This window comes from Saccharothrix sp. DSM 118769, assembly GCF_052936295.1.
Map to the genome: position 1 here is coordinate 5007305 of NZ_CP193627.1, position 25823 is coordinate 5033127.

19 protein-coding genes and 1 pseudogene are annotated in these 25823 nt (G+C 74.8%); 5 read left to right on the plus strand and 15 right to left on the minus strand.

The genetic code is table 11. From position 1 onward, the window contains the following. Positions 1-119 precede the first annotated feature (119 nt). Together ACRAKJ_RS21725 and ACRAKJ_RS21730 are read left to right on the plus strand one after the other, a co-directional pair. Entirely contained in the window at positions 120-1592 is a 1473-nt protein-coding gene (locus ACRAKJ_RS21725) for a chorismate-binding protein (protein ID WP_438925270.1), read from the plus strand. Beyond that, positions 1589-2179 (plus strand): glutamine amidotransferase-related protein, encoded by a 591-nt coding sequence (locus ACRAKJ_RS21730; protein ID WP_438925269.1) that lies wholly within the window; start codon positions 1589-1591, stop codon positions 2177-2179. The genes ACRAKJ_RS21725 and ACRAKJ_RS21730 overlap by 4 nt, the downstream gene beginning before the upstream one ends. A 24-nt stretch (positions 2180-2203) precedes the next feature. On the opposite strand, the gene ACRAKJ_RS21735 is transcribed toward ACRAKJ_RS21730, so the two are convergent. After that, entirely contained in the window at positions 2204-3610 is a 1407-nt protein-coding gene (locus tag ACRAKJ_RS21735; protein WP_438925268.1) for an aminotransferase class I/II-fold pyridoxal phosphate-dependent enzyme, read from the minus strand. Between the two features lie 163 nt (positions 3611-3773). Between ACRAKJ_RS21735 and trpD the strand changes: the two genes are divergently transcribed. Further along, on the plus strand, positions 3774-4838 hold the full coding sequence (trpD, locus tag ACRAKJ_RS21740) for an anthranilate phosphoribosyltransferase (RefSeq protein ID WP_438925267.1): 1065 nt from the start codon (positions 3774-3776) through the stop codon (positions 4836-4838). A 166-nt stretch (positions 4839-5004) separates the two neighbouring features. Here trpD and trpA read toward each other — a convergent pair whose 3' ends face one another. From trpA to ACRAKJ_RS21810, 14 genes and pseudogenes are all read right to left on the minus strand, one after another. Continuing rightward, positions 5005-5823: a tryptophan synthase subunit alpha gene (trpA, locus tag ACRAKJ_RS21745; RefSeq protein ID WP_438925266.1), complete on the minus strand. Its 819-nt coding sequence runs from the start codon at positions 5821-5823 to the stop codon at positions 5005-5007. Between the two features lie 11 nt (positions 5824-5834). Then, complete coding sequence (trpB, locus tag ACRAKJ_RS21750; protein ID WP_438925272.1) at positions 5835-7067, minus strand: tryptophan synthase subunit beta; 1233 nt, start codon at positions 7065-7067, stop codon at positions 5835-5837. An 83-nt stretch (positions 7068-7150) separates the two neighbouring features. Then, positions 7151-7965, minus strand: a pseudogene (gene trpC / locus ACRAKJ_RS21755) (indole-3-glycerol phosphate synthase TrpC). Next, positions 7962-9560, minus strand: a complete 1599-nt coding sequence (locus tag ACRAKJ_RS21760) for an FAD-binding protein (RefSeq protein WP_438925265.1) — start codon at positions 9558-9560, stop codon at positions 7962-7964. The pseudogene trpC and the gene ACRAKJ_RS21760 overlap by 4 nt, the downstream one beginning before the upstream one ends. After that, the gene (locus ACRAKJ_RS21765; RefSeq protein ID WP_438925264.1) at positions 9557-10219 is read right to left on the minus strand and encodes a DsbA family protein; all 663 of its coding nucleotides are present in this window, start codon (positions 10217-10219) and stop codon (positions 9557-9559) included. The genes ACRAKJ_RS21760 and ACRAKJ_RS21765 overlap by 4 nt, the downstream gene beginning before the upstream one ends. Then, complete coding sequence (locus ACRAKJ_RS21770) at positions 10216-11490, minus strand: flavin-dependent oxidoreductase (protein ID WP_438925263.1); 1275 nt, start codon at positions 11488-11490, stop codon at positions 10216-10218. Before ACRAKJ_RS21770 ends, ACRAKJ_RS21765 begins: the two co-directional genes overlap by 4 nt. Next, positions 11487-12605 carry a monodechloroaminopyrrolnitrin synthase PrnB family protein gene (locus ACRAKJ_RS21775; protein WP_438925262.1) on the minus strand — a complete coding sequence of 373 codons (1119 nt, stop codon included), beginning with the start codon at positions 12603-12605 and terminating at the stop codon, positions 11487-11489. The genes ACRAKJ_RS21770 and ACRAKJ_RS21775 overlap by 4 nt, the downstream gene beginning before the upstream one ends. A gap of 84 nt (positions 12606-12689) precedes the next feature. Then, positions 12690-13955 (minus strand): beta-ketoacyl synthase N-terminal-like domain-containing protein, encoded by a 1266-nt coding sequence (locus tag ACRAKJ_RS21780; RefSeq protein WP_438925261.1) that lies wholly within the window; start codon positions 13953-13955, stop codon positions 12690-12692. Between the two features lie 78 nt (positions 13956-14033). Beyond that, positions 14034-14945, minus strand: a complete 912-nt coding sequence (locus ACRAKJ_RS21785; protein ID WP_438925260.1) for an NmrA family NAD(P)-binding protein — start codon at positions 14943-14945, stop codon at positions 14034-14036. 65 nt (positions 14946-15010) lie between these two features. Next, positions 15011-16447: an MFS transporter gene (locus ACRAKJ_RS21790; RefSeq protein WP_438925259.1), complete on the minus strand. Its 1437-nt coding sequence runs from the start codon at positions 16445-16447 to the stop codon at positions 15011-15013. Positions 16448-16477: 30 nt separating this feature from the next. Next, on the minus strand, positions 16478-17956 hold the full coding sequence (locus tag ACRAKJ_RS21795) for a 4-hydroxyphenylacetate 3-hydroxylase N-terminal domain-containing protein (RefSeq protein WP_438925258.1): 1479 nt from the start codon (positions 17954-17956) through the stop codon (positions 16478-16480). A gap of 130 nt (positions 17957-18086) precedes the next feature. Further along, positions 18087-19352 carry an FAD-dependent monooxygenase gene (locus ACRAKJ_RS21800; protein WP_438925257.1) on the minus strand — a complete coding sequence of 422 codons (1266 nt, stop codon included), beginning with the start codon at positions 19350-19352 and terminating at the stop codon, positions 18087-18089. 118 nt (positions 19353-19470) lie between these two features. Then, positions 19471-20445 carry a cupin domain-containing protein gene (locus ACRAKJ_RS21805; protein ID WP_438925256.1) on the minus strand — a complete coding sequence of 325 codons (975 nt, stop codon included), beginning with the start codon at positions 20443-20445 and terminating at the stop codon, positions 19471-19473. Between the two features lie 499 nt (positions 20446-20944). Then, the gene (locus tag ACRAKJ_RS21810; RefSeq protein ID WP_438926425.1) at positions 20945-24151 is read right to left on the minus strand and encodes a LamG-like jellyroll fold domain-containing protein; all 3207 of its coding nucleotides are present in this window, start codon (positions 24149-24151) and stop codon (positions 20945-20947) included. A gap of 216 nt (positions 24152-24367) precedes the next feature. Between ACRAKJ_RS21810 and ACRAKJ_RS21815 the strand changes: the two genes are divergently transcribed. Further along, positions 24368-24808: a MarR family transcriptional regulator gene (locus ACRAKJ_RS21815; protein WP_438926426.1), complete on the plus strand. Its 441-nt coding sequence runs from the start codon at positions 24368-24370 to the stop codon at positions 24806-24808. Positions 24809-24816: 8 nt separating this feature from the next. Further along, on the plus strand, positions 24817-25779 hold the full coding sequence (locus ACRAKJ_RS21820; protein ID WP_438926431.1) for a zinc-binding alcohol dehydrogenase family protein: 963 nt from the start codon (positions 24817-24819) through the stop codon (positions 25777-25779). Positions 25780-25823: the final 44 nt, after the last annotated feature.

Consider the following 25823-nt stretch of genomic DNA (forward strand, 5'->3'; position numbering starts at 1 on the left):
CGCAGTGGTCTGCCGGTCCGCCGCCGGAGTGGTCTGGCCGCTCGACTTCGGCGACTGGTTCACTGCTCACCTGCCGCACGGGCGGCGATACCCGTTGGTCAATTCCCCGGAGGAGGGACATGCCCCGAACAGCGGTGGTGGAGGTCGTGGTCACGGCCGAGCCGGTCCGGCTGCGGACGTCGGCCGCGGTGCCGTTGCGCGCCGCCCTGTGCGCCCGGTACGGCGACGACGAGGTGTTCCTGCTGGAGGACCTCCACCCGGACGGGGTGGACCGGCGGGCGGGCACGGTGGTGGGCGTCGGCAAGCTCGCCGAGCTGAGCGTCACCGGCAGGCGGGTGCGGGTGCGCGGCGAGGGCCCGGTGGCCGACGCCCTGCGCGAGCACTGCGCCGGGGCGGCACCGGGCGGCGAGGTCGCGGAGCGGTCGGCGGTGTGGGAGCTGCTGCGCGGCGCCACGAACCTGTTCGACGTGCGCACCGACGTGCCCTGGCAGCGGTACGCGTTCGGCTTCCTGACCATGATCGGCTACGACGCGGTCGGCCTGGTCGAGGACCTGCCGCCGCGCGAGGCCGAGCCCTCGGTGCCGGACGTGACGATCGCGCTGTTCCAGCGCACCGTGTGGTTCGGCGACGGCACGGGCGACCCGGTGGTGGTGACCGCCTCGGGTCCGCTGCTGCCGGAGCCGCCCGACGTGGCGGGCGTGCCGCCCGAGGCGGAGCCGGGGGCCCTGCCGGAGGCGCCCGTGCCGCTGTCGGTGACCGACACGGTGGACCGGGAGACGTTCCTGGCCGGTGTGCGCCGCTGCCTGGACCACGTCCGCGTCGGCGATGTCTACCAGATCGTGGTCGGCCACCGGGTGGACGTGCGCACCGGGATGGCGCCGCAGGACGTGTACCGGCGGCTGCGCGACCGCAACCCCTCCCCCTACACCTACCTGGTCACGCTGGGCGGCGTGACGCTGGTGGGCGCGAGCCCCGAGCTGCTGTTCCGGCTCGTGGACGGCCGCCTGCTCATGCGCCCGATCGCGGGCACCGCGCGGCGCGACCCGACCGGGGTGGACGACGAGCGGCGGGTCAAGGAGCTGCTGGCGGACGTCAAGGAGCAGGCCGAGCACGTGATGCTGGTCGACCTGGGGCGCAACGACGTGGGCCGGGTGGTCGACCCCGGCACGCTGCGGGTGGACGAGATGATGGCCGTGGAGGCGTTCTCGCACGTCTTCCACCTGGTCTCGACCGTCTCCGGGCGGATGTCGGCGGGCCGGGACGTGTGGGACGCGGTGTGCGCGACCTTCCCCGCCGGGACCGTGACCGGCGCGCCGAAGGTGCGGGCCATGGAGATCATCGACGACGTCGAGCCGACCCGGCGCGGCGCCTACGCGGGCGCGCTCGGCCTGGTCGACGTGCGCGGCTGGGCGGAGCTGGCGCTGTGCATCCGCACGGTCGTGCACCACGGCGAGGACGGCGGCGCGCACCACTACTCGACGCAGGCCGGCGCGGGTGTGGTGGCGCTGTCGGAGCCGGAGCGCGAGTGGGACGAGACGCTGGCCAAGATGGGCGCCGCCTTCTGGGCGCTCACCGGGGAGGAGCCGCGATGACCGTGCTGGTGGTGGACGCCTACGACAGCTTCGTCCACATCATCGACCAGTACCTGCGCGAACTGGGCGCGGACACCCTCGTGGTCCGCTCCGGCACGCGCACGCCCGACGAGCTGCTGGCCCTGGCACCCGAGGCGGTCGTCCTCGGCCCGGGGCCGGGTCACCCGGCCGCCTCCGGGCACGTCGAGGTGGCGCGGGCCTTCGCCGGCCGGGTGCCGCTGCTGGGCGTGTGCCTGGGGCACCAGGCGCTGGCCCTGGCGTTCGGCGGCTCGGTGCGGCTGGCCGACAACCTCATGCACGGCCGGACCAGCCTCGTCGAGCACGACGGCCAGGGGCTGTTCGCGGGGCTGCCCGACCGGCAGGCGGTCACCCGCTACCACTCCATCGTGGTCGCGGAGCCCCTGCCGGACGACCTGGTCGCCACGGCCCGGTCGACCGACGACGGCTACCTGATGGGCCTGCGGCACCGGGAGCTGCCGGTCGAGGGCGTGCAGTTCCACCCGGAGAGCGTGACCACCGCCGAGGGGATCGCGATGGTGGCGAACTTCCTCCGCACCGCCGTCGAGCGGCCCGCCGCGGTCGGCTGACCCGGACCGTGCCGGGGTGGGCGGTCAGGCGGACGAGACCCGCAGGTCGGCGGACCGCTCGACCGCCCACCCCAGCACGGCGACGGCCGACGCCAGGCGGACCTGGTCCACCGCGCGGTAGCCGAGGACCAGGGCGGGTTCGACGGGCCGCCGGTCGAGCCGGTAGGAGCCGCCGGTGCGGACCACCACCGAGTGCCGGCCCGCGGTCTCGGCCACCCGGGCGTCGTCCACCTCCGGGGGCAGCGCGAGCCAGCTGTGCGACCCGGCGTCGCCGCCGCGCAGCACGGCGCCCGGCAGGTGCTCGCCGACCAGCTCCCGCAGGGCCGACCGGCGGGCGCGCAGGGTGGCCCGCACGTCGCGGACGTGCTGGTCGAGCAGGCCGCGGGAGAGGAAGTCGGCGAACGCGGCCTGGGTGAGCGCGTCCGGGCCGGCCAGCCGCCCGTCGAGGGCGCGGTGGAAGCGCGGGAACAGCGCGGGGGGCACCACCAGCCAACCCAGCCGCAGGCACGGCCCGAACAGGCCCATCGTCGCGCCCGTGTAGAGCACCCGGCCGGGCCGGTCGCGCTGCACGGCGAGCTGCGCCGCGCCGCGCCCCAGCCACAGGTGGCCGTCGGGGTCGTGCTCGATCACCCAGCCGTCCACCGCGTCGGACCACCGGGCCAGCGCGGCGCGGCGGGCCGGTGACAGCACCGAGCCGGTCGGCACCTGCCCGAGCGGCGTGACCAGCACGGCACGGGCGCCGCTGCGGGTCAGCGCGGCCACGTCGACGCCCTCGCGGTCCACCGGCACGGGCGTGACGCGCAGGCCCGCGCCGGCCAGGGTGCCGGCCAGCCGCTGGTCGCCGGGGGTCTCCACGGCGGCGTGCGCGACGCCCAGGTCGCGCAGGGCCGAGGCGGCGAGGGCGACCGCGTCGGTGAACCCGGCGGTGACGATCACCTCGCCGCCCACCACGCCCCGGGCGCGCCCGAGGTAGTCGGCCAGCTCGACCCGCAGCTCGGCCACCCCGGCGGGCGGCCTGCGCAGGTCGCGGCCGCGGGCGGCGGAGTGCACGGCGTTCTGGTACGACATGAGCCAGCGGCGGGCCGGGAACAGGTCCGTGCCGGTGGCGTCGGGCCGCAGGTCGAAGCGGGTGCGCGGGACCGCGACCGGCGCCTCGGCCGGTGCGGCGGGCACGGTCGGCACGTGCACGGCCACCCTGGTGCCCGAGCCCTGCTCGGCGGTGAGGTACCCCTCGGCGATCATCTGCTCGTACGCCTGGACGACCACGCTGCGGGACACCCCGAGGTCGTCCGCGAGGCGCCTGCTCGACGGTAGCCGGCTACCGGGGCGCAGCGTGCCGTCCCGGATGCGCCCGCGGATCGTGTCGCGGATCTGGTGGGTCATCGACTCGGGGGCGGAACGGTCCAGCGGAATCGACAACAATGCCGACATGACTGCTCCAGGTGGTCATCGGCGGGTGCCGTGTGGACTTTGCCGGAAATTCTCGGGAAATGGACTGGCGCCGCCCACCGGAATGGACTTGCCCACCCCGTCCGCGACTGCGAGCCTGCAACCCGTCCGACTGCTGGGGAACAGTTCGCCGATGGAGGCGGAAATGGTTGAGCGGGAAACCGACCGGGCGCGGTGGGCCGCGTTGCTGTCGACCGTGACGGAGGGGCGGGACCTGTCGGCGGACGACGCCGCGTGGGCCATGACCGAGGTGCTGCGCGGTGCGGCGGGCGACGCGCGGCTGGCCGGGTTGCTGGTGGGCCTGCGCGCCAAGGGCGAGACCGTGGTCGAGCTGGACGGCCTCATCACCGGCATGGTGGCCCGCTCGACGCGGGTCGACGTCGGGCGGGCGGTGCTGGACATCGTCGGCACGGGCGGCGACCAGGCGCACACCGTGAACATCTCCACCATGGGCGCGGTCGTCGCGGCGGCCTCCGGCGTGCCGGTGGTCAAGCACGGCAACCGGTCCGCCTCGTCGAAGTGCGGGTCGGCGGACGTGCTGGAGGCGCTCGGCATCGCCATCGGGCTGCCGGCCGCCACCGTGCGCGGCGTGCTGGACGAGGTCGGCATCGCGTTCTGCTTCGCGCCGGTGTTCCACCCGGCCATGCGGCACGCCGCGCCGGTGCGGCGCGAGCTGGGCGTGCCGACCGCGTTCAACCTGCTGGGTCCGCTGACCAACCCGGCCTCGCCCGCCGCGCTGGCCGTGGGCGTGGCGCACACCCGGACCGCGCCGCTGGTCGCGGGCGTGCTGGCGCGGCGCGGCGTGTCGGCGCTGGTGTTCCGGGGCGACGACGGGCTGGACGAGCTGAGCGTCGGCACCACCTCGCGGGTCTGGACCGTGCTCGGCGGCGAGGTGCGGGACGAGGTGTTCGACCCGCGCGACGTCGGTGTGCCGTTCGCCGGGGCGGACGCGCTGCGCGGCGGCGACCCGGCGCACAACGCCGACGTCGCGCGGCGGGTGTTCGCCGGCGAGCGCGGCCCGGTCCGCGACGCGGTGCTGCTGTCGGCCGCCGCCGGCCTGGCCGCCGCCGAGGCGGTGGACGCGCCCCTGGTGGAGCGCATCGCCTCGGGCGTGCGGCGGGCGGCGGTCGCGATCGACGAGGGGCACGCCGCCGCGCTGGCGGAGCGGTGGTCGGCGGTCACCGCCAAGCTGCGCGCCGAACTGCGCTGACGCGGTGCCGCGCCGGGTCCGGTCCGCACGACGCGGACCGGACCCACCGAACCCGGCGGACCCGCGAGCCGGTCCACGAAGGACAGACCCGCGCGGCCCCGGGTCGGGCGGGTCTGCCGCGCGACCCGGGCCGGGCTGGCCGGACTGGCCGGACACCGGGACACGGCTAGCCGTCCCCCCGCACGCCGCGGGCCAGTTCGGCGGCGAAGCGGGCCACCGCCGCCACGCCCTCGGCCGCGTTGCGGGCCTCCGCCAGGCGCCGCACGAAGGCCGCGCCCACGATCACCCCGTCCGCCGCCTGGCCGATGGCCGCCGCCTGCTCTGCGGTCGACACCCCGAGGCCCACGCAGACCGGCAGGTCGGCGCGCACCTCGCGGACCCGCGAGACCAGGCCGTGCGCCACGTCCGTCAGCGCGCCGCCGGTACCGGTCACGCCCATCAGCGCCGCCGCGTAGACGAAACCGGTGGACGCCCGCGCGGTCAGCGCCAGGCGCTCCGGCGACGACGACGGCGCCACCAGGTGCACGCGGCGCAGGCCGCGGCGGTCCGACTCGGCGGTCCAGCCGGTGTCGTCGGCCTCCTCGGGGATGAGGTCGGGCGTGATCAGGCCGCTGCCGCCGACCTCCGCCAGCCGCCGGGCGAAGCGCTCGACGCCGTACCGCTCCACCGGGTTCCAGTACGTCATCACGAGCACGGGCACCCCGGCGGCGGCGATCTCGGCCACCGACTCCAGCACGGTCTCCGTGGTCGCACCGCCGGCCAGCGCGGCCGTGGCGGCTCGCTGGATCACCGGGCCGTCCATCACCGGGTCGCTGTACGGCAGCCCCAGCTCGACCACGTCCACACCGGACCCGGCCATCGCCAGCGCGGCGTCCACGGCGGCGCGGGCCGTCGGGAACCCGGCGGGCAGGTAGCCGATCAGGGCCGCCCTCCCCTCCTCGCGGGCGGTGCGCAGCGCGCCGTCGAGCCTGTCGCCGGCGCTCACCTGTGCGGTCGTCACGAGCCGTCGCCCCCCAGTCCGAAGTACTCCGCGGCCGTGGCCATGTCCTTGTCGCCCCGGCCGGACAGGCACACCAGCACCACCGGCGGCCGGCCCAGGCGGGCGGTCAGCTCGTCCACGAGGGCGAGCGCGCCCGCCACCGCGTGCGCCGACTCGATCGCCGGGATGATCCCCTCGGTCCGGCTGAGCCGGCGCATGGCGTCCATCGCCGCGTCGTCGGTCACCGGCCGGTAGGTCACCCGGCCCTGGTCGTGCAGCAGCGCGTGCTCGGGCCCGACGCCCGGGTAGTCCAGGCCGGCGGAGATCGAGTGGCTCTCCTCGGTCTGCCCGAACTCGTCCTGGAGCAGGTAGGTCCGCGCGCCGTGCAGCACGCCGACCGCGCCGCCGGTGATCGAGGCGGCGTGCGCGCCGGGGCCCGTGCCGCCCGCCTCCATGCCCCAGAGGGTCACCTCCGGGTCGTCCAGGAACGGGTGGAACACGCCGATGGCGTTGGACCCGCCGCCGACGCACGCCACGACCGCGTCCGGCAGCGCGCCGAGCTGGGCGAGCACCTGGCGGCGGGCCTCCACACCGATGACGCGGTGGAAGTCGCGCACCATGGCGGGGAACGGGTGCGGCCCGGCTGCCGTGCCCAGCAGGTAGTGCGTGTCGTGGGCGTTGGTCACCCAGTCGCGCAGGGCCTCGTTGATGGCGTCCTTGAGGGTGCGGCTGCCCGCCTCCACCGGCACGACGGTCGCGCCGAGCATGGTCATCCGGGCCACGTTGAGCGCCTGCCGACGGGTGTCCTCGGCGCCCATGTAGACGACGCACTCCAGGTCGAGCAGCGCCGCGGCGGTGGCCGTGGCCACGCCGTGCTGGCCCGCACCGGTCTCCGCGATGACCCGCGCCTTGCCCATCCGCCGGGCCAGCAGCGCCTGCCCCAGCACGTTGTTGATCTTGTGCGAGCCGGTGTGGTTGAGGTCCTCCCGCTTGAGCAGCAGCCGCGCGCCGACCTCGGCCGACAGCCGCCCGGCCTCGGTGAGCAGGCTCGGCCGCCCCGCGTAGCGCACCAGCAGCGCGCCGTACTCCGCCAGGAACGACGGGTCGGTGCGCGCCTCGTCGTAGGCCGCGGTCAGCTCGGCCAGCGACGCCATCAGCGCCTCCGGCATGAACCGCCCGCCGAAGCGGCCGAACCGCCCCTGCTCGTCGGGGGTCCGCGACGCGGGCACGGCGAACGCCGCCGCCACCACGTCCCGGTAACCCCGCTCGACCGCCCCGACGTCCAGCACGTCGTCCACCCGCCCGTCGATCCGCCCGTCGATCCGCTCGCCGATCACGCCGGTTCCCCTTCCCCGGTCCGGAGCCCGGCCGCCGACAGTTCGGCCACCGCCGCCGCGGGTCGGCCGCCGACCACCAGCGCCGACCCCACCAGCACCGCGTCGGCGCCCGCCGCCGCGTACGCGCGCACGTCCTCGGGACCGCGCACACCGGACTCCGCCACCGCCACCACGCCCGGCGGGATGCCGGGGCCAGGCGGGCGAACGTGCCCCGGTCGACCTCCAGCGTGGTCAGGTCGCGGGAGTTGACCCCGATGACCCGCGCGCCCGCGTCGACCGCGCGCCGCAGCTCCGCTTCCGCGTGCACCTCGACCAGCGCGGCCAGCCCGTGCCGCTCGGCCTCGCCCAGCAGGAACTCCAGTTCCGGCTGCGCCAGCGCGGCCACGATCAGCAGCACCAGGTCCGCGCCGTGCGCCGCGGACTCCACGACCTGGTAGGCGTCGACCACGAAGTCCTTGCGCAGCACCGGCACGTCCACCCGGGCGCGCACCGCGTCGAGGTCGGCCAGGCTGCCCCGGAAGTGGTCGGGCTCGGTGAGCACGCTCACCGCCGCCGCCCCGCCCCCGGCGTAGGCCGCGGCCAGCGCGGCGGGGTCGCCGATGTCCGAGAGCACGCCGACGGCGGGGCTGCGCCGCTTGACCTCCGCGATGACCCGCACGCCGCCGCGACCGCGCAGCGCGTCCTCCACCCGCCGGGGGTCGCGCGCGGCACGGCCCTCGGCGACCGCGCGCAGCCGCGCCTCGGGCACCTCCTCGCGCCGCTCCCGCAGCCGGACCCGGACGTCGGCCAGGATGCCGTCGAGCACGCTCACCGGCCACCCGCCGGTTCCACCGACATGCGGTGGCGGAACACGTCGCCGCCGTCCCACTCGGCCTTGACCCGCCGGAGCTTCGCGTAGCCCTCGCGGTAGTACAGCCACTGCCACGGCACGCCGCTGGTGTTCCACGCGGGGTCGAGCAGGTCCGCGTCCGGGTAGTTCACGTACGCGCCCCCCGTGTCCCCGCGCACCGCGGGAACGCCCCCGGTCTCGGCGTAGACGTCCCGGTAGAGCCGCCGCTGGAAGTCCACGTGCAGGTCGTCCTGCGCCGGGTCCACCCACTCGCTGACGTAGAGCAGCGTGAGCGAGCAGTCGCGGTGCGGTGACGCCGTCTCGTTCGCGGCGACCGCGTTCACCTGGCCGCCGTAGGGCGCGATCAGCACGCCGCTGCCGGGGTGGGCGTAGTCCTCGCGGGTGAGGTTGCGGAAGAGCGCCGCCGCCGCGCGCTCGCTCAGCGCGCCGCGGTGCATGGCCGACTTGCCCTTGATGCGCTTGCCGGTGGGCCGGTCCGCGAAGCCCGCCCACTGGGTGCTCATCAGCCACGGCAGCCGACGGCGCTCGGTGGTCTGCCCCGGCACGCCCACGCCGTCGTCCACCGCCGCCAGGAACCGGTCCAGCAGCGCGTCCGCGTTGCCGGTGCCCGCGTCGACCTGCACGTTGAGCGCGACCGCGCCGCCGGAGGCGTGGAACGCCGCCAGGTGGGCGTACAGGCCGGCCTCGGGGGCGCCCGGCGCGTTGGTGGCGGCGAACCAGGCGCTGTAGTTGCGCACCAGTCGCACGAACGCGCGCTCGTCGAGCCGCGCCCACGGCCAGACGACGGTCGCCACCAGCACCTCCGCGGGCGGGCTGGGCAGCAGCCGGGACGGCTCCCAGCCGCGCGGGCGGGGGCTGCGGAACCAGTACTTGGTGACGACGCCGAAGTTGCCGCCGCCACCGCCGGTGTGCGCCCACCACAGGTCGCGGTGGGGGTCGCCCGGGTCGCGGGTCGCCACCACGCGCCGCGCGCCGCCGCGGGTCGCCACGACCACCTCCACCGCGTGCAGGTGGTCGACGACGAGCCCGAACCTGCGGTTGAGCGGGCCGTAGCCGCCGCCGGCGACGTGCCCGCCCAGGCCGACCGTCGGGCACGAGCCGCCGGGCACGGTCACGCCCCAGCCCTTGAACAGCTCCGCGTAGACGTCGCCGAGCCGGGCGCCCGCGCCGACCGCGAAGGCGCGCGCGGCGGGGTCGTGCTCGACGGTGTCCAGCGCGGACAGGTCGACCAGGGTGCCGATCTCGCCGTTGGCGGAGAAGTCCTCGAAGCAGTGCCCGCCGCTGCGGACCGCGATCCGGGTCCTGCCGCGCACCGCGGCGGCGACCGCGTCGACCACGTCGTCGGTGGAGCGGGCCACCCACACCTCGGCGGGGTTGCCGACCCACCGCTGGTTGACCCCGCGCACCAGGTCGGCGTACTGCGGCGCGTCCCGGCCGACCCGCGGCCCCGAGGGGGTGCGGGCGGCGGCGGTGCCGGGGAGGGCGATCCCGCCGGCGGCCAGGGCGGCGCCGGTCGCGGCACCGCCCAGCAGCAGGCGGCGGCGTGTCGTCGTCATCGTGCCTCCGTGGTGGGGCTCGGGTGTTCGGGGGTGGTGGCGGAGCGCAGCGCGGCGAGGTAGTCGCCGGCGGTGCGGTAGTCCTCCAGCCGCACGCGGCCGTCGACGACGACCGTGGGCACGACGGGGACCTCGGCGCGGGTGGCCGCGATCCGGGCCCGCACGGCGGCGGTGTCCCGGTCGTCGGCGACCAGCTCGGCGGCCCGGCCGGCGGGCACGCCCGCGCCGGTCGCCGCCGCGGTGAGCACGGCGGGGTCGGTGATCACGCCGCCGTGGACGAACCACTGGGCGTAGAGGGCCTCCTCCACGTCCGCGCGCACGCGGCCGCCGAACTCGCGGTCCACCTGCCGCAGCAGCCGGTGCCCGGCCAGGGTGTTCACCGCGAGGGCGCGGTCGTTGCGGAACTCCACGCCGAGCGCCGCGCCGGCCCTCGTGACGTGGTCGCTCATCCGGCGCGCCTTCTCGACGCCGTACTTGCGGCCCAGGAACTCCAGCACCGGCACCGGTTCGGCCGGTTCCTCGCCGTCGATCTGGTAGGGGTGCGAGACGACCTCGACCCCGGCGTCGCCGTGCTCGGCGAGCGCGGCGCGCAGGTTGCGGTTGCCCAGGTAGCACCAGGGGCAGGACAGGTCCGAGTAGACGTCGACGCGCACGCTCACAGCCCTCCCCCGGCCGCCGCGACCGGCGCGCGCCCGCTGTTGACGGTCTCGGTGTCGAACGCGCCCAGCGCCGCGTAGGAGGCGGAGATCCGGGCCAGCTCGTCCGCCGGGATGACGTCCTCGACGCGCTCGAAGCCGTCCGGGGCCCGCTCGTCCGCGAGGTCGATGACGACCTCCGGGCCCCGCTCGCGGTTGGCCTCCTGGAGCCGGGTGGTCAGCGGCCGGCGCGCCTGCTCGTAGGCGACCAGCCCCTCGGCCGGGTCGTCGTGCCCCGCCAGGTGGTCCGCGAGCACCCGTCCGTCCACGATGGACTGGGTGGCGCCGTTGGACCCCATCGGGTTCATCGCGTGCGCCGCGTCGCCGAGCAGGGTGACCCGGCCCGAGGTCCACCGCGGCAGCGGGTCCCGGTCGACCATCGGGTACTCCAGCGCCTGCTCCGCCGAGCGGACCAGGGCCGGCACGTCGAGCCAGTCGAAGACCAGGTCCTCGAAGTGGCCGAGGAACCGGTCGGGCTCGACCGGCCGGTTCCAGTCGGCCCGGTCGGGCGCCGCGCCCCCGCCCACGTGCCGCGCCACGGCCCAGTTCATCAGCACCGGCTCGTCGCGCCCGGTGGGCGTGGACATCGGGTACACCACGACGCGCCGGGCGCGGTCGCCCGCGATGACCATCGTGTTGCCGTCGAGGAACGGGCGGGCCCACGCGCTGCCGCGCCAGACCAGCAGGCCGTTCCAGCGCGGCCCCGTGCCGCCGGGGTGCAGCGCCTCGCGCACGGCGGACTGGATGCCGTCCGCGCCCACCAGCACGTCCGCGACCTCGTGCGTGGTCGTGCCGTCGGCGTGCCGGACCTCCGCGGAGACCCGGCCGTCGGGCAGGTGCGCGAACCCGGCGACCCGCGCGTCGGGCACGACCGCGCCCGCGCCGAGCCGCTCGCGCACCGCGGCCAGCAGCACGCCCTGGAGCCGGCCGCGGTGGACGGACAGCTGCGGCCACCGGTACCCGGCGGCCCGGCCGCGCGGCTCGCGGAAGATCAGGCTGCCGAAGCGGTTGTGGTACGACAGGGTGCCGGTGGCGACGGAGACCTCGGCCAGCCTGTCCAGGACGCCCAGCCCGTCCAGCTCGCGCACGGCGTTGGGCAGGATGTTGAGCCCGACGCCGATGGGCCTGATCTCCGGCACGGCCTCCAGCAGGAGCACGTCGGTGATCCCGGCGGCGTGCAGGGAGAGGGCGGCGGTCAGGCCGCCGATGCCCGCGCCCGCGATGACGACCTTCACGCCTTGGCCACCACCCGCGCGGCGCCCGACGACGCGAGGGTCTTCGTCATCTGCGCGTTCTGCCGGGTCAGGTCGACGATCTCGCGCAGCAGCTCGACGCTCGCGCCGCCGCTGCCCAGCGGGTACAGCCGCAGGTCCTCCTGGTACGCCTGGCGCGCGATGCCCAGGTGGCGGCCCCGGAACACGATGATCGTGCGCAGCACCCCGGCCATCGCCGACGCCGCGGCGCGCAGCGTCGGCATGGCGCGGTCGGCGGCCTCCAGGTCGTCGCCGTAGGCGTCGAGCAGCCTGGTCACCAGGGAGGTCGAGCCCACCCAGTCGTCGTGCAGCCCGCGCCAGCGCGGCAGGCTGTAGGGCACCGAGTGGTGCAGGAAGTCCAGGTAGTCCCGGTCACCGCGGTCGGAGGCCCACACCGCCTCGTCCACCAGCCACAGCGGCACCTGCGCCGCGGCCGGGCCCAGGTAGACCCGCCCCGCCACGGTGATCTCCTCGAAGTACGGCCGCAGCACCCGCGCGAAGAAGCGGGGGCCGACGTCGCGCACCACCAGGTCGATGGAGTCGACCATCGGCAGCATCTCGCGGTTGAGCGCGTCCGCCAGCACGGCGAACTTCGGGTCCGCCGGCTCCACGTCGCGCAGCAGGTGGCACAGCTCCAGGCCGGCGCGCAGGTGCGGGAACACCATGCGCACCGAGTTCTGGAGCTGGTGCTCCTGCTCGTCGGGGGTGTACCGGCGGCGGCGGTGGTCCGTCGGGTTCCACGTGCAGTAGTGGTGCACGACGTCGCGCGGGATCATGCCGGTGCGCTCGCCCAGCTCCAGCAGGACCGGGGTGGCCTCGGGCACGTGGTCGAGCGGCTCCTGGCCGTGCCGCTTGATCGAGCCGAGGAGCATGCCGATGTCGCGCACGGCCGCCAGGCAGTCCTCCATGTCGAAGGCGGCCGTCGTGGCGGCGTCGGGCACCAGGTCGCGGAGCGCGCCGACCAGGGCGCCGAGGTCGGCGGCGTCGTTCATCTCGGGCAGGCGCGCCAGCACGGCGTCGGCGCCCAGGGGGTCGATCTCGCGGACCCGTTCGATCTGGACGTCGTTGCCGTGCAGCATCACGGGGTTGTCGAACACGCGTCAGCTCCAGTTGTCTTCGGCTTCGGACACCGCGCGGCGATGTCGTGGGAGTGCTCGGGGAGCGGGGACGTGCGGCGCCGGCTAGCGGCGCGCGGGAGCCCCGGTGAGGACCACGTGGACGTTGGTGGACGACGCGCTCTGCCCGTTGACGGCCACCGTCGCCCGACCGCCCACCTCGGGCAGTTCGACCGTTCGCGTCGGCACCACCAGCGGGACCAGGTCCCAGTCGACGTCCGGGTGACGTCGCCGGTGGTGCAGGCTGGCGGGCACCGCGCCGTGCTCCAGGCACAGCACGGCCTTGACCAGCCCCGCGAGGCCGGCCGCGGCCTCGGCGTGGCCGATGTTGGACTTCAGGGAGCCGACCAGGCACGGCCTCCCCGCCCGACGCGCGGTCCCCAGCACCGCGGTGAGGGCGGAGAGCTCCGCGCGGTCGATCCTCGTGCCCGTGCCGTGGGCCTCCACGTAGGTGACCACGGCCGGGTCGACGCCCGCGTCGGCGTAGGCCCAGCGCATCGCCTGGGCCTGTCCTTCGGCGGACGGGTGCAGCAGTGACGGTTTGGCCCGGCCGTCGTTGCCCACGGCGCTGCCCTTGACGACGGCGCGGACCCGGTCGCCGTCGGCCAGGGCCGCCGCCAGTGGCTTGAGCACGACCGCCGCGGCGCCGTCCGCCCGGACGAAGCCGTCGGCGTCCGCGTCGCCGAACCGGCAGCGGCCACCGGGTGACAGCGCCCCCGCGCGGTCCAGCAGCGCCCCGGGTTGCGGGCCGAGCAGCAGGTTGACCCCCGCGGCGATGGCGAGGTCGGCCTCGCCGTGGCGCAGGGCGCGCACGGCGAGGTGGAGCGCGACGAGCGAGGACGCCTGCGCGGCGTCCACGGTGACGCTCGGACCGCGCAGGTCGAACACGTGGCTGAGCCGGCCCGCGGTGAGGCCGCGGTGGTAGGCGCCGGCGAAGTCGCGGAGGTCGAGGTCGTCGCGCCCGCGCAGCCCGTCCCAGTGGTCCGCGCCGGACTGCCCGGCGTAGACCGCGGTGCGCGAACCCGCCACCCCGGCCGGGTCGGGTACCGCGTCGGCGAGGGCGGCGCGGACCGCGGTCAGCAGCAGGCGCTGCTGCGGGTCCATCCGCTCGGCCTCACCGGCGTCCAGGTCGAACGCGCGCGGGTCGAAGTCGGTGGTCCAGCGCGCGGGGTCGACGTGCCCCGCGCTGTGCATGGCGGTGCCGGGCCGCGCGGGCCCGACGGTGTCCCTCGCGTCGAGCAGGAGTCGCCACAGCTCCTCCGGGCCCGACGCGCCGGGTAACTCACAACTCATGCCGATCACGGCGACGTCGTCGCCGGTGTCCCCCGTCACGGCAATCCCCCAGTGGATGTGCGGTTTCCCCGGACGCACCGGCCCACGGCGCTGTGGGCCGGTGCGATCTCGCTGTCGTCAGGAGCGGACGCCGGCCCAGACGTCCCACGGCTGTGCGGCGGCCCACGCGGTGATGCCGGGGAAGCTCACGCCCAGCACGCGCTCCACCTCCGCGTGGTCCGGCGCGAACAGCTCCGGCTCGTGGCCGAGCGCGGCCCAGTGGTAGATGCCGGCGACACCGGCCGCCGCGTCCGGGCCGATGACCTGCGCCAGGCCGGTCTCGAACTGCGGGACCTCCAGCGGCAGGTAGGTGACCTCGCGCTCCAGCGCCGTGCCGAACGCCCGCGCGAGCTCGGGGCCGGTGACCGCGGCGGGACCGCCGAGCGGGACCACCGCGCCCTCGATGTCCGGCACCCGCAGCGCGGCGCCGGTGGCGACCGCCAGGTCGGCGTGCGAGACCCAGGCGACCTTGCGGTCGACGGCCAGCGGGTAGGCCAGCACGCCGTCGTTCACCAGGGCCGGGCCGTTCCACGGGCTGAACAGGTTGTCGAGGTACACCGGCGGGCGCACCACCACCAGCGGCAGCCCGCTGCCGTTCAGCACCTCCTCGGCGGCCCGGCGGGTCTCGTAGGACGCGTACCCGGTCTTCTCCGCGGGCAGCGGCGTGTTGGTGTTGAACACGAGCCGCCGCACGCCGGCCGCGCGGGCGGCGTCCACCACGTTGGTCGCGTAGGTGACGACCAGCTCGGTGTCGTACACCAGCGGCAGCACGACCGAGGCGTGCGTGACGCCCTCGAACGCGGCCCTCACCGCCGCGGCGTCCGCCAGGTCGCCGAACGCGGTGGGCAGCTCGGGCGCGCCGGGGGCGGGGGTGCCGCCCTCCTTGGCGAAGCCGCGCACGTCGAGGCCCTCGGACAGCAGGTGACGAGCCACCGCGCCACCCTGGAAGCCCTGCGAACCGATCACCAGGTACCGGTGTTCGTCTGACATCAGTGGTCCTTCCTCATCGTCGCGCCCCCGGTGGGGGCGTGATGTCCCGGGCTGTCGCCCGGAGGTCAACCGGCCTGGTTCGACGCCGTGCGCGGCGGTGCGGGCGCCCCGGCGGGTTCCGCGCGGCCGGGCCGCACGGTGAGCGCGTAGAGCGCGGACAGCGCGGCCACGCCGGCGGAGATCAGGAAGGCCGTGCCGAACCCGTCGGTCAGGGAGACGGGGTCGGACAGGTCGCCGCCCTCGCCCGTGTGGGCCGCGGCGACGCCCGCGAGCACCGCGAGGCCGATCACCGAGCCGAACTGCTGGCTGGTGTTGATCAGGCCGGACGCGAGCCCCAGCTCGTCCGGTCCGGCGTCGCTGGTGGCCGCGACGTTGGTGGTGATCGCCACCAGGGGCAGGCCCACGCCGAGGACCAGGCTCGGGAACAGCACGTCGCCGACGAAGGAGCCGTCGGGGGTCAGCCGCGACAGCCACGCCATGCCCACGGCCACCAGCACGAACCCGGTGACCATCACCACGCGCAGCCCGAACCGGCCGATCACCCGCGACGCGTTGCCCGCCACCGCGATCACCACCAGCGACAGCGGCAGCAGGCCGAGCCCGCCCAGCACCGGCGTGTAGTGCAGCACCGCCTGGAGGTACATGCTGACCAGGAAGAACATCGGGAACAGCACGAACTGGCCGAGGCCGGAGAGCAGGTTGGCCGCGCGCAGCGTGCGCCGGCGCACCACGGCCGGCGGCACCAGCGGCACCCGGACCTTGGTCTGGAGCACGGCGAACACCGCGAGCAGCACCAGGCCGACCGCGCCGGTCACCAGCGTGGACGGCGCCGTCCAGCCCGCGACACCGGTGTTCACCAGCGCGTAGGCGAGCAGGGCCAGTCCCACGGTGACGGTCAGCGCGCCGGCGACGTCGAAGCCGCCGCGGTCCTCGCGCCGCGGCCGGTTCGCGGACAGCACGCGCAGCGCCAGCGCCGCCAGCGCCAGGCCCGCGACCACGTTGAGCGCGAAGGTGGACCGCCAGCCCAGCCAGCTCGTCAGCACGCCGCCGAGCACCGTGCCCGCCGCGCCGCCGGCGCCCGCCATGGCGGCGAACACCCCCAGCGCGCGGTGGCGCGGAGCGCCCTCCGGGAACAGCGACAGCAGCAGCGCGAACGCCGCCGCCGCCGCGATCGCCGCGCCGACGCCCTGCGCCGCGCGGGCGGCGATGAGCAGCCCCGCCGAGCCGGCCAGCGCACCCGCGACCGAGCCCGCCACCAGCACGCCGAGGCCGATGACGAACAGCCCGCGCCGCTCCAGCAGGTCGGCGGCGCGCCCGCTGAGCATCAGCAGCCCGCCGAAGGCCACCAGGTACGCGTTGGCGACCCAGGACAGCGTGGCCGCGGACAGGCCCAGTTCGACGCCGATGGAGGGCACGGCGACGTTGATGATCGCCGTGTCGAGGATGAGCAGGAACTGCGTGCCGGCCAGGAGGGCCAGGGCACGGTTCGAGGCTGCCTGCACCGTACTTCCTTTCCTGCTGCTGCTACCGCGTCACCCGGACTGCCGGGCGGCGGGGACGTCGTCGAGCGAGTAGCCCCGGAGGCAGGTCTCGACCAGCTGCTCCATCAGCTCCGGCTTGCTGTCGCGCACGATCATCGGGAAGTAGACGTGCGGCGCGCCGTGGTAGAAGCGCTCGTACTGCTCGTGCCTGCTGGCGAACTCCGAGCCCAGGGCGTCCCAGGCGAGCTTCAACAGCTTCACCCGCTGCTCGGCCGGGTGCCCCGGGGAGCGGACGTACTTGCTGACCAGGCCGCCCAGCTCGGGGTGGCGCAGGTCGTAGCCGGACGCCGGGAGCTGGATGAGGCCGCCGCCCGCGAGCAGCTTCAGCTCCTGGATCATCTTCGGGTAGAGGTCGCCCGCCATGGCGCGGTGCGCGGAGGCGATCTCGCCGTTGATCCGCACGCCCTCGCCGTTCGGCACCGGCTCGTACGCCGCCTCCGCCGCCAGCACCATCGACTTGGCGACGGTCACCCAGCTGAGGATCTTGCCGATCTGGTTGCGCACCGGCGGCAGGTCGTAGGTGTTGTTCGCCTTGGCGATCAGCACCGCGAGGCCGCCGTAGAACTCCATCTTGGTCCAGAACCGGGTGGCCGCCTGGTGCACGAAGTTGGTGAACGCCGCCGTGCCCCACCACTGCATGAGCGACGCCTGCACGTCGCGGTACACGAGCACCCGCTCCCAGGGCACGAACACGTCGTCGCACACCAGCAGGGCGTCGTTCTCGTCGAACCGGGAGGACAGCGGGTTGTCGAACACGCTGCGCGCCGCGCCCTCGTAGGAGGTGCGGGAGATGAACTTGAGGCCGGGGGTGTCGATCGGGACGGAGAACGACAGGGCGTAGTCGGCGTCGCCCGGCGCCAGCGGTTCGATGGTGCCGACGATGATCTCGTCGCCGAACACGGCACCGGTGCCGATCATCTTGGCGCCGCGCACCACGATGCCGCCGTCGAGCTCCTTGACGACCCGGACGAAGAGGTCGTCCTCCTCCTGCTCCGAGGCCGGCTTGGTGCGGTCGATCTGCGGGTTGGTGATGGTGAACGCCTGGTACAGGTTGCCCGAGGACATCCGCTGGTAGTACGCGGCCAGGTTCTCGGTGCCGTCGAACGCCTCGGTGGCGAACACGCCCGGCACGGCCTGGAAGCCCGCGATGCCCGCCGCCATGTAGTCGGGCGAGCGGCCCAGGAAGCCGAAGCTGGCCTCCGACCAGGTCTTGAACGCCTTGCGGCGGGCGACCAGGTCCTCGTAGGTCTCCGGGATCTTGTAGGCGCGGTGCACGCGGTGGTCGCCCTCGCCGACGGTCAGCACGTCCCGCGTCCCCGGCTCGTCGGTCAGGTCGTACAGGTGCGCGATCGAGTGCGCGGTGTTCCGGAACGCCACGTGGGTGGTGACGTCCGTGACCAGCTCACCGTCGAGCCAGACCTGCCTGCCGTCGCGCAGGGATTCCAGGTACTGCTTACCGGTACGGGTCATGAGTTCCTACTTCCGGGCAGGTCGATGTGGTCGGGGCGCGGGTCGGGGCGCGGACCGGCGGCGTTCGGGGGACGCGCCGGGCCGCGCGGGAGCACCCGGGCCGGACCCGGGCGGCGGAGCGGGCGTTCGGTCAGGTGGCGAGCAGGGCGGGTTCCCGCTCGCCCAGCAGGCGGGCCCGCCGGATGTCGTACGGGGAGCGCGTGTTGACGCTGCGGCGGTCGAACGCGGCCAGTTCCGCGTAGTCGTCGCAGACCTCGCGCAGTCCCCCCGGCGGGACCAGGGGGTCCGCCGCGAGGTCGAGCACGGCTTCGGGGCCGAGGTTGCGGTTGGCGAGCTGGATGCGGGCCGTCACCGGCCTGCGGTGCCGTTCGTAGGCCGCGAGGGCGGTCCCCGCGTCGGGCTCGGTGGCCAGGCAGTAGGCCAGCGCCCGCGCGTCGACCACGGCCTGGGTGGTCGCGTTGGACCCCATCGGGCGCATGGCGTGCGCGGCGTCGCCGAGCAGCGTGACCCGGCCGGTGGTCCAGCGCGGCAGGGGGTCGCGGTCGAGCATCGGGTACTCGAAGCAGTGCTCGGTGGCCTCGAACAGCTCGACCAGGTCGGTGCCGGCGACGTGCCAGCGGGTGAACAGGTGGGCGAACTTGGCCGCGGTCACGGGCCGGTTCCAGTCGGTGCGGTCCACCGCGTCGGTGTCCTCGAACCGCCGCGAGGCGACCCAGTTGAGCAGCACGTGGCCGTCCTCGCGCGGCGGCGTCACCGCGTACAGGACCACCTTGCGGGCGCCGTCGCCGGCGATGACCATGCTGCCCGCCGGCTTCGGCGGTGGCGCCCACACCATGCCGCGCCAGACCACCACGCCGTTCCACACCGGTTCGGCGTCGTGCCCGGTCACCGCGCGGCGCACCGCGGAGTGCAGCCCGTCCGCGCCGACCAGCACGTCGGCGTCGAGGTGCTCCTCGCGGTCGCCGACCGCGGTGTGCACGCGCACGCCGCCCGGCTCCTGCCGGAGGCCGGTGACCCTGGTCCCGACGCGCAGGGCGTCCTCGCCCAGGCGGGTCCGCACCGCGTCGACCAGGGCGGTCTGGAGGTCGCCGCGGCGCAGGGAGAGCTGCGGCCACCGGCAGCCGGCGGTCCGGCCGCGGGGTTCGCGGAGGACCACCTCACCGCGCGAGTCGTGGTAGCGCACCTCCGTGGTGTGGGCGGCGCGCTCCGCCAGTTCGTGGTAAAGACCCAGCGCGGCGAGTTCGCGCACGGCGTTCGGCAGGAGGTTCACGCCCGCCCCCACCGGCCGCAGGACCGGTGTCACCTCCAGTGCCTCGACCCGGTCGAAGCCGCCGTCGTGCAGGCTGAGCGCCGCGGTCAGTCCCCCGACACCGGCGCCCGCGATCACAACGTGCATGGTCCGAGGTCGGTCCCCCACTGGAACACCGACCGCCCCCTTCCGCGCAGCACAGGACAACTGCGACAAGCATGCGGTGAGGGCCCGAAACAGGCAATTAACAATCAGCTCGGGTGGCTTAACGATCGTCCGGGGATTCGCCCGTCTGGCGGCTGTAGCGCTGTCGATATTCACCGGGAGTGACGCCGTGGTGCTTCCGGAAAGCCAGGTGGAAGCCGACGGTACTCTGGTAACCCACCTTTTCGGGTACTCCGTTCAAGGAGGTGTTCGTCTCCCTGAGGAGGCGCGCGGCTTCGGCCATTCGGCAGGTGGTGAGGTACATCGCCGGGCTCTCCCCCGCCAGCTCGCGGAAACAGGACGTGAACGCGGAGCGTGACATCCCGACCTCGCGGGCGAGCGAATCGACCTTCCACGCCTCGGCGAACCGGGTGTGCATGATCAGCAGGGCCTTGCTGATCTCCGGGTGGCGGTAGGCGGACAGCAGCTTGGGGCGGTTGAGCACCTCGTGCAGCAGCGGCCGGAGCATCAGCACGAACGCCATCTCGAACGTGCGCAGGGTGATCAGCTGCGAACCGGGTCCCTCGCCCTCGCGGTAGCCCAGCAGCAGGTCGATGACCTCGCGCAGCATCGGCTCGCGCTCGATCGTGGCCGCGTCCAGCACCAGCATCCAGGGCAGCGTCTCGTAGAGCGCGGAGGCCGCGCTCGGGTCGTAGTGCAGCCCGGCGCACAGGATGCGGCTCACGTCACCGCCGCCGCCGATGCTCAGGTCGTCCGACGTGCCCGGCCGGCGCGAGGCCAGCAGGGTGCGCAGCGGGACGCCGGGGCGGCCCGGTCGGTCCGACAGCCGGTGCGCCACCCCGGTGGGGAAGATCGCGAGGTCGCCCTGGAGCAGGTGGGCGGGCGGGCCAGCGGGGCCCTCGATCCAGCAGTCGCCCTCGGCCACGTAGTGCAGGACCGCGCACTTGCTCTCCGTGTCGCCCTCGATCGACCACGGGGAGCCCAACCGCCACCAGCTGTGGAACACCCCGGTGAGCCTGATCGGCCGCAGCAGCTCGCTCAGCAGGTCGTCGCCCGTCTCCACCTGTTCCGACAATTCGCACTTCCTCGTGTCCACACCCACACGCAATCATACCGACCGGGTGGGGTGCGGGCATTTGACCGGACCGCGCTTCGGTGCGGAGGAATTCGTGAACGATGAACATCGTACGCGGTTCCCGGATGGTGTAACGTAATAAGTTTTAGCCTTCGTCGGCGGGTTCCGCGTGCCGGACGAGGGTGTTCACCCGGCGGTCGCCGCTCGTTCACCCCCTGGACCGGCGGTGGTGGCGCGCGGCACCCCCTGCTGAACCGGTCGGCGGCGGCGCGCGACCGGCGGGCCGGCGGGGTCCCCGGTGCGGCCGCGCGAATGAGCGGCGGTCGATTTTCCCGGTGGGTGGATATCACCCCGGCCGCGCCGTTCCCTTTCCGGGGAAACGCCGCGCGCCACCTCCCCGGCCGCACACGCACGGTTACCGGGAACCCGCTCCGGGGTCCGCGAACGCGCGGAGGGCCGCCGGGAACGTCCCCGCGGCCCTCCGCCCCGCTCGCCCGGCTCAGCGGGCGGCGTGCTGCTCCGCCACCTCCGCGTCGGTCAGGGCGCGGTCCACGGCGCGGACCTCGTCGACCGAGCCGTGCCAGAAGTCGCCGCGCACGCCGGCGTACCGGGCGCGGCCGATGGCCAGCGGGCCGGTGCCGACCTCGTCCGGGCCGAGCGGGACGGCGGCGGCGCGCACGCCGTCGACGTACAGGCGCGTCTCGCCCGCCGCCTCGTCGCGCACGCCGACCAGGTGGTACCAGCGGCCGGGTTCCGGGGTCGCGGCGAGCGTGGCCCGCCTGCCGCCGGGCACGCTGAACGCCCACCTGCCCTGCCCGTACTGGAGGTAGAACGGGTTCTCCACGCGCCGGCCGTCCTGGCTGACGGCGGTGGCGTAGTTGCCGGGCAGCGAGTCCACCGTCACCCAGGCCGACACCGAGTACGAGCCGGTGGTGTCGAGGACCGGTCCGGCGGTCTGGGCGTAGTCGCCGTCCCCGTCGAACGCCAGCGCCCGACCGCGCACGCCCGTCGTCCACGCCGCGTCGCCGGTGGTGGTCACCGGGTCCGGCGCGCCGGCGGTGTCGGCGCCGTCGCCGTCCAGCGACCACGAGCCCTCACCGTCGTAGGTGCGCTCGGCCGCCGCGGCGCCGGCCGCGACGACCCTCCGGTTGATCTCGCGCACCGGCCCGGGGTCGACCTTGATCTCGCGCCGGTCGTAGGTCCACAGGCCGTTCAGCTCGGTCTCCACGTCGGTGATCTGCGTGTAGACCGAGCCGGACAGCTCCGCGCCGGCCGCGTCGAGGTAGTGGGTCTCCGTGTTCGACACGTACTTCGCGGTCAGCGCGGCCTTGTCGGCGACGCCGCTGTAGATCACGGCGGGCGCGCCGGGCCACTGGTGGCCGGGCGTGCGCAGGGTGAACCCGCCGTGCTCGCCGTCCATCGCGACGCGGGTGGCGTCGGGCCAGGCCGGGTCGGTGTTGTTGTAGTCGTGGTGGTCGATCACGTCACCCTTGCCGGAGTCGCCCTTCGACGCGCAGCAGTTGACGCCGCTGTGCGCGTTGACGACCCGCGACGGGTCCGCGGCCTTGACCGACTCGGCGATCCGGCCGGTCTCCTCGCGGTCCCACTCGCCCCAGCCCTCGTTGAACACCACCCAGCCGATGATCGACGGCGAGTCGTGCAGCTGCTCCACCGCGCGCCGCCCCTCGGTGAGGAACGCCTGTCGGCCGGTCTCGTTCGTGACGTTGACGTTCACGAAGTCCTGCCACACCAGCATCCCGAGCCTGTCGGCGTGGTGGTACCAGCGGGCGGGCTCGACCTTGATGTGCTTGCGCAGTGCGTTGAAGCCGAGGTCCTTCTGCGCCTTGATGTCCCACGCGAGCGCCTCGTCGCTGGGCGCGGTGTTCAGGCCGTCGGGCCAGAAGCCCTGGTCCAGCATGGCCAGCGAGAACACCGGCTCGCCGTTGAGGACGAGCTTCGGGAAGCCCGCGACCTGCCGCACGCCGATGGACCGCATGCCGAAGTAGCTCCGGACCTCGTCCCTGCTGCGGCCGTCTTCGAGGGTCACGTCGAGGTCGTAGAGGTACGGGTCGTCGGGGCTCCACAGGTGCGGGTTCGGCACGGGCAGGGTCAGGTCGGTGCCGGGCCGGCCGGTGACCGTGCCGACCTCCCGGCCCCGCTCGTCCCGGGCGGTGGCGGTGACCCGGGCGGTCGCGGAGGCCGTCGTGGAGGTCACCCGCACGGCGAGCGTGCCCCCGGTGATGTCCGGCGTGGTCTTCACGTCGTCGATCGACCGGTCCGGGACGGGTTCCAGCCACACGGTCTGCCAGATGCCCGAGGACGGGGTGTAGACGATGCCGCCGGGGTTGCGGGACTGCTTGCCGATCGGCTGGTCGTCGCCGGTGGTGTCGGTGACCGCCACGATCAGCTCGTGCCGGCCGCCGCCGCGCAGGGCGTCGGTGACGTCCGCGGTGAACGCGGTGTAGCCGCCGGTGTGCTCGGCGACGAGCGTGCCGTCGACCCAGGCGCGGGCGTGGTGGTCGACCGCGCCGAAGTTGAGCTTGAGCCGCTGGCCGCGCCCGATCCGCCAGTCGCGCGGGACCTCGAAGTGCCTGCGGTAGAACATGTGGTCCTCGTGGCGCTCCAGCCCGGACAGCTGGGACTCCACCGGGAACGGCACGGTGATCCTCTCGGGCAGCCTGCGGCCGAACGGGGGCTGCTGCCCCTCGGTGGCGGCGGAGAACTCCCACTGGCCGTTGAGGTTGAGCCAGTCGTCGCGCTCCTGCTGGGGGCGCGGGTACTCGGGCAGCGGGTTGTTCCTGTCCAGCTCCTCGCCCCACTCGGTCTTCAGCCGCCGGGTGGAGGTGTTGGTCGCGGTGCGGATGACCCGCGGCACGGTCTCCGCGCCGACGACCAGGCCGCCGCCGCCGTCGTAGGTGACGCGGACGCGCTGCGGCTCCTGGACGGTCGCGCCGAGCGCCACGACGACCTTGGTGCGGTCGCGGCGGTCGACGGCGGCGGACTCGACCGGGAACGGCACGGTGTCGACCTCGACCCTCAGGTGCGACTTCAGGTCGCCCAGGGCGGTCACCCGCTGGTCGAAGGCGGCTTCCAGCCGGCGGCCGTCCGGTGAGACGGTCAGGCCGACCGGGTAGACGGGGAAGTCGGCCGGCGGCAGGAACGCCGTCTCCGGGACCGGCTGCTTGGCCAGCGTCGGCGTGGACCAGCGCAGGCGCAGGTTCGCGCCGCCGACGTCCTGGAACAGCTCCATCCGGAAGTCGTGCCGCTCGCCCGCGACGAGGTGGACCGGCGCGCTGTGCTGCTCGACGTCCCAGTCGCCGACCCAGTGGTCGATGACCGGCGCGCCGTCGAGGAACAGCCGGAAGCCGTTGTCGCCGATGGCGTGGAACGCGTAGTCGCCGGTGGCGGGCGCGGTGAGGCTGCCGGTCCAGCGGGCCGTGGTGTGCTCGGTGCGGCCGGTGAGCTGCTGGAACGTGCCGGTCAGGTCGGCGAAGTCGACGTTCGGTTCCAGCGTGGTGCCGCCGGTGTCGGCGAAGTCGCGCGCGCCGGGCGCGGACATCCGGAAGTACTCGCCCTTGAGGCCGTGCGCGGGCGGCGCGGCGGTCACGGGCGCGGGCGGCGCGGCGGCGGTCGCGGGCAGGGGGAGGAACGGGAGGAGCAGCAGTGCCAGGAACAGGGCGACCGGCCGGCGGGCGGCAGGGGGCATGGAGTTCTCCTCGGGGCTCGGCTATGAGGCCCATCACATCGTCGCCCATCTATCCACAGACCTACGCAGAAGACAACAAGAAACTTCACAGATGGGAGCGCTCTCGCAGCTGAACCGCTCAACCTCCGACAGAGGTCTGGACCGTGCACCACGTCGTTACCTTCCAGGGAACTTGATTCCTGGTAATATTCTTCCCGGGCAACGAGTGGAGGCGACATGGGGTTCGACCGGGTCGACTGGGGCATCGGCCTCGTCCGGCTGGAGATCGCGCTGTGGGACCGCGTGGACGCGCTCCTGCGCGCGGAGCACGACCTGGCGCTGTCGGCGTTCGAGGCGCTGCACGTCGTGGCGAGGACGCCCGGCGGCGTGCGGGTGGGCGACCTGGCCGTCGCGCTGCGGGTCACCGTGGGCGGGACGAGCAAGCTCGTCGACCGGGCGGAGCGGGCCGGCCTGCTGGAGCGGCTGCCCGACCCGGACGACCGCCGCGCCGCCCGCGTCGCCCTCACCGACGCCGGGGCGACCGCCCTGGCCGCCGCCACCACCACCTACGACGCCGCCGTGGCCGACCTGCTCGACGGCGTCCTCACCGACGACGAGCAGCGGCGGTTCGGCGAGTTCGTCGCACGGCTGCTGGACCACCTGGGAGGAACCCGATGAGCGGGACCATGCGCGCCGTCGTGCTCGACGGCCCCGGCGACCCGGGCGCGCTGCGCGTCCGCACGCTCCCCGTGCCGACCCCGCGCCCCGGCTGGGTGCTGATCCGGGTGCGGGCGTTCGGGCTCAACCGCTCGGAGCTGCACACCCGGCTTGGCCTGGCGGAGGGCGTCGTGTTCCCGCGCGTCCCCGGCATCGAGGCCACCGGCGTCGTGGTCGAGGGCGACGGCTTCACGCCCGGTCAGCAGGTCGCGGCGATGATGGGCGGCATGGGCCGGGTGTTCGACGGCGGCTACGCCGAGTACACCCTCGTGCCCGCGGCGCAGGTGGTGCCGTTCGAGTCCGCCCTGGACTGGTCGGTGCTCGGCGCCGTCCCGGAGATGCTCCAGACCGCGCACGGCGCGCTGACCACCGGCCTGGACGCCCGCGCGGGCCAGACCCTGCTGATCCGCGGCGGCACGTCGTCGGTGGGCCTCGCGACCGCCGTGCTGGCCAAGGACCGCGGCCTGACCGTGCTGTCCACGACCCGCCGCCCGGAGCGCCTCGCCGACCTCGCGAGGACCGGTGTCGACCACCCCCTCCTGGACGACGGCGACGTGGCCGCGCGGGTCCGCGCGATCGTGCCGGACGGGGTGGACGCGGCGCTCGAACTCGTCGGCACGACGACGCTGCCCGACACGCTGCGCGCGGTGGCCGTGCACGGCGTCGCCTGCTTCGCCGGGATGCTCGCCGAGGAGTGGACGGTCCGCGACTTCTACCCGATCGGCTACCTGCCCCGGGGCGTGCGGCTGTCCGCGTACGGCGGCGACGCCTCCGACCTGCCGCCCGCCGTGCTCCAGGGCTTCCTCGACGCGGTCGCCGAGGGCCGGCTGACCGTGCCGGTGCACCGGGTGTACGCGCTGGACGAGATCGCCGCGGCGCACGCCGACATGGAGGCGGGCAACGCGGTGGGCAAGCTGGTGGTCGTGCCCTGAGCCGGCCGGCGGGCAGCGGCAGGCGGCAGCGGTCGGCGGCGGTC

Excerpts from the sequence above, each read along its gene's own strand:
- ACRAKJ_RS21725 (WP_438925270.1), top strand. The coding sequence starts at position 120 with ATGCCCCGAACAGCGGTGGTGGAGGTCGTGGTCACGGCCGAGCCGGTC.
- ACRAKJ_RS21730 (WP_438925269.1), top strand. The coding sequence starts at position 1,589 with ATGACCGTGCTGGTGGTGGACGCCTACGACAGCTTCGTCCACATCATC.
- ACRAKJ_RS21735 (WP_438925268.1), bottom strand. The coding sequence starts at position 3,610 with ATGTCGGCATTGTTGTCGATTCCGCTGGACCGTTCCGCCCCCGAGTCG.
- trpD (WP_438925267.1), top strand. The coding sequence starts at position 3,774 with ATGGTTGAGCGGGAAACCGACCGGGCGCGGTGGGCCGCGTTGCTGTCG.
- ACRAKJ_RS21760 (WP_438925265.1), bottom strand. The coding sequence starts at position 9,560 with ATGACGACGACACGCCGCCGCCTGCTGCTGGGCGGTGCCGCGACCGGC.
- ACRAKJ_RS21785 (WP_438925260.1), bottom strand. The coding sequence starts at position 14,945 with ATGTCAGACGAACACCGGTACCTGGTGATCGGTTCGCAGGGCTTCCAG.
- ACRAKJ_RS21795 (WP_438925258.1), bottom strand. The coding sequence starts at position 17,956 with ATGACCCGTACCGGTAAGCAGTACCTGGAATCCCTGCGCGACGGCAGG.
- ACRAKJ_RS21800 (WP_438925257.1), bottom strand. The coding sequence starts at position 19,352 with ATGCACGTTGTGATCGCGGGCGCCGGTGTCGGGGGACTGACCGCGGCG.
- ACRAKJ_RS21810 (WP_438926425.1), bottom strand. The coding sequence starts at position 24,151 with ATGCCCCCTGCCGCCCGCCGGCCGGTCGCCCTGTTCCTGGCACTGCTG.
- ACRAKJ_RS21815 (WP_438926426.1), top strand. The coding sequence starts at position 24,368 with ATGGGGTTCGACCGGGTCGACTGGGGCATCGGCCTCGTCCGGCTGGAG.
- ACRAKJ_RS21820 (WP_438926431.1), top strand. The coding sequence starts at position 24,817 with ATGCGCGCCGTCGTGCTCGACGGCCCCGGCGACCCGGGCGCGCTGCGC.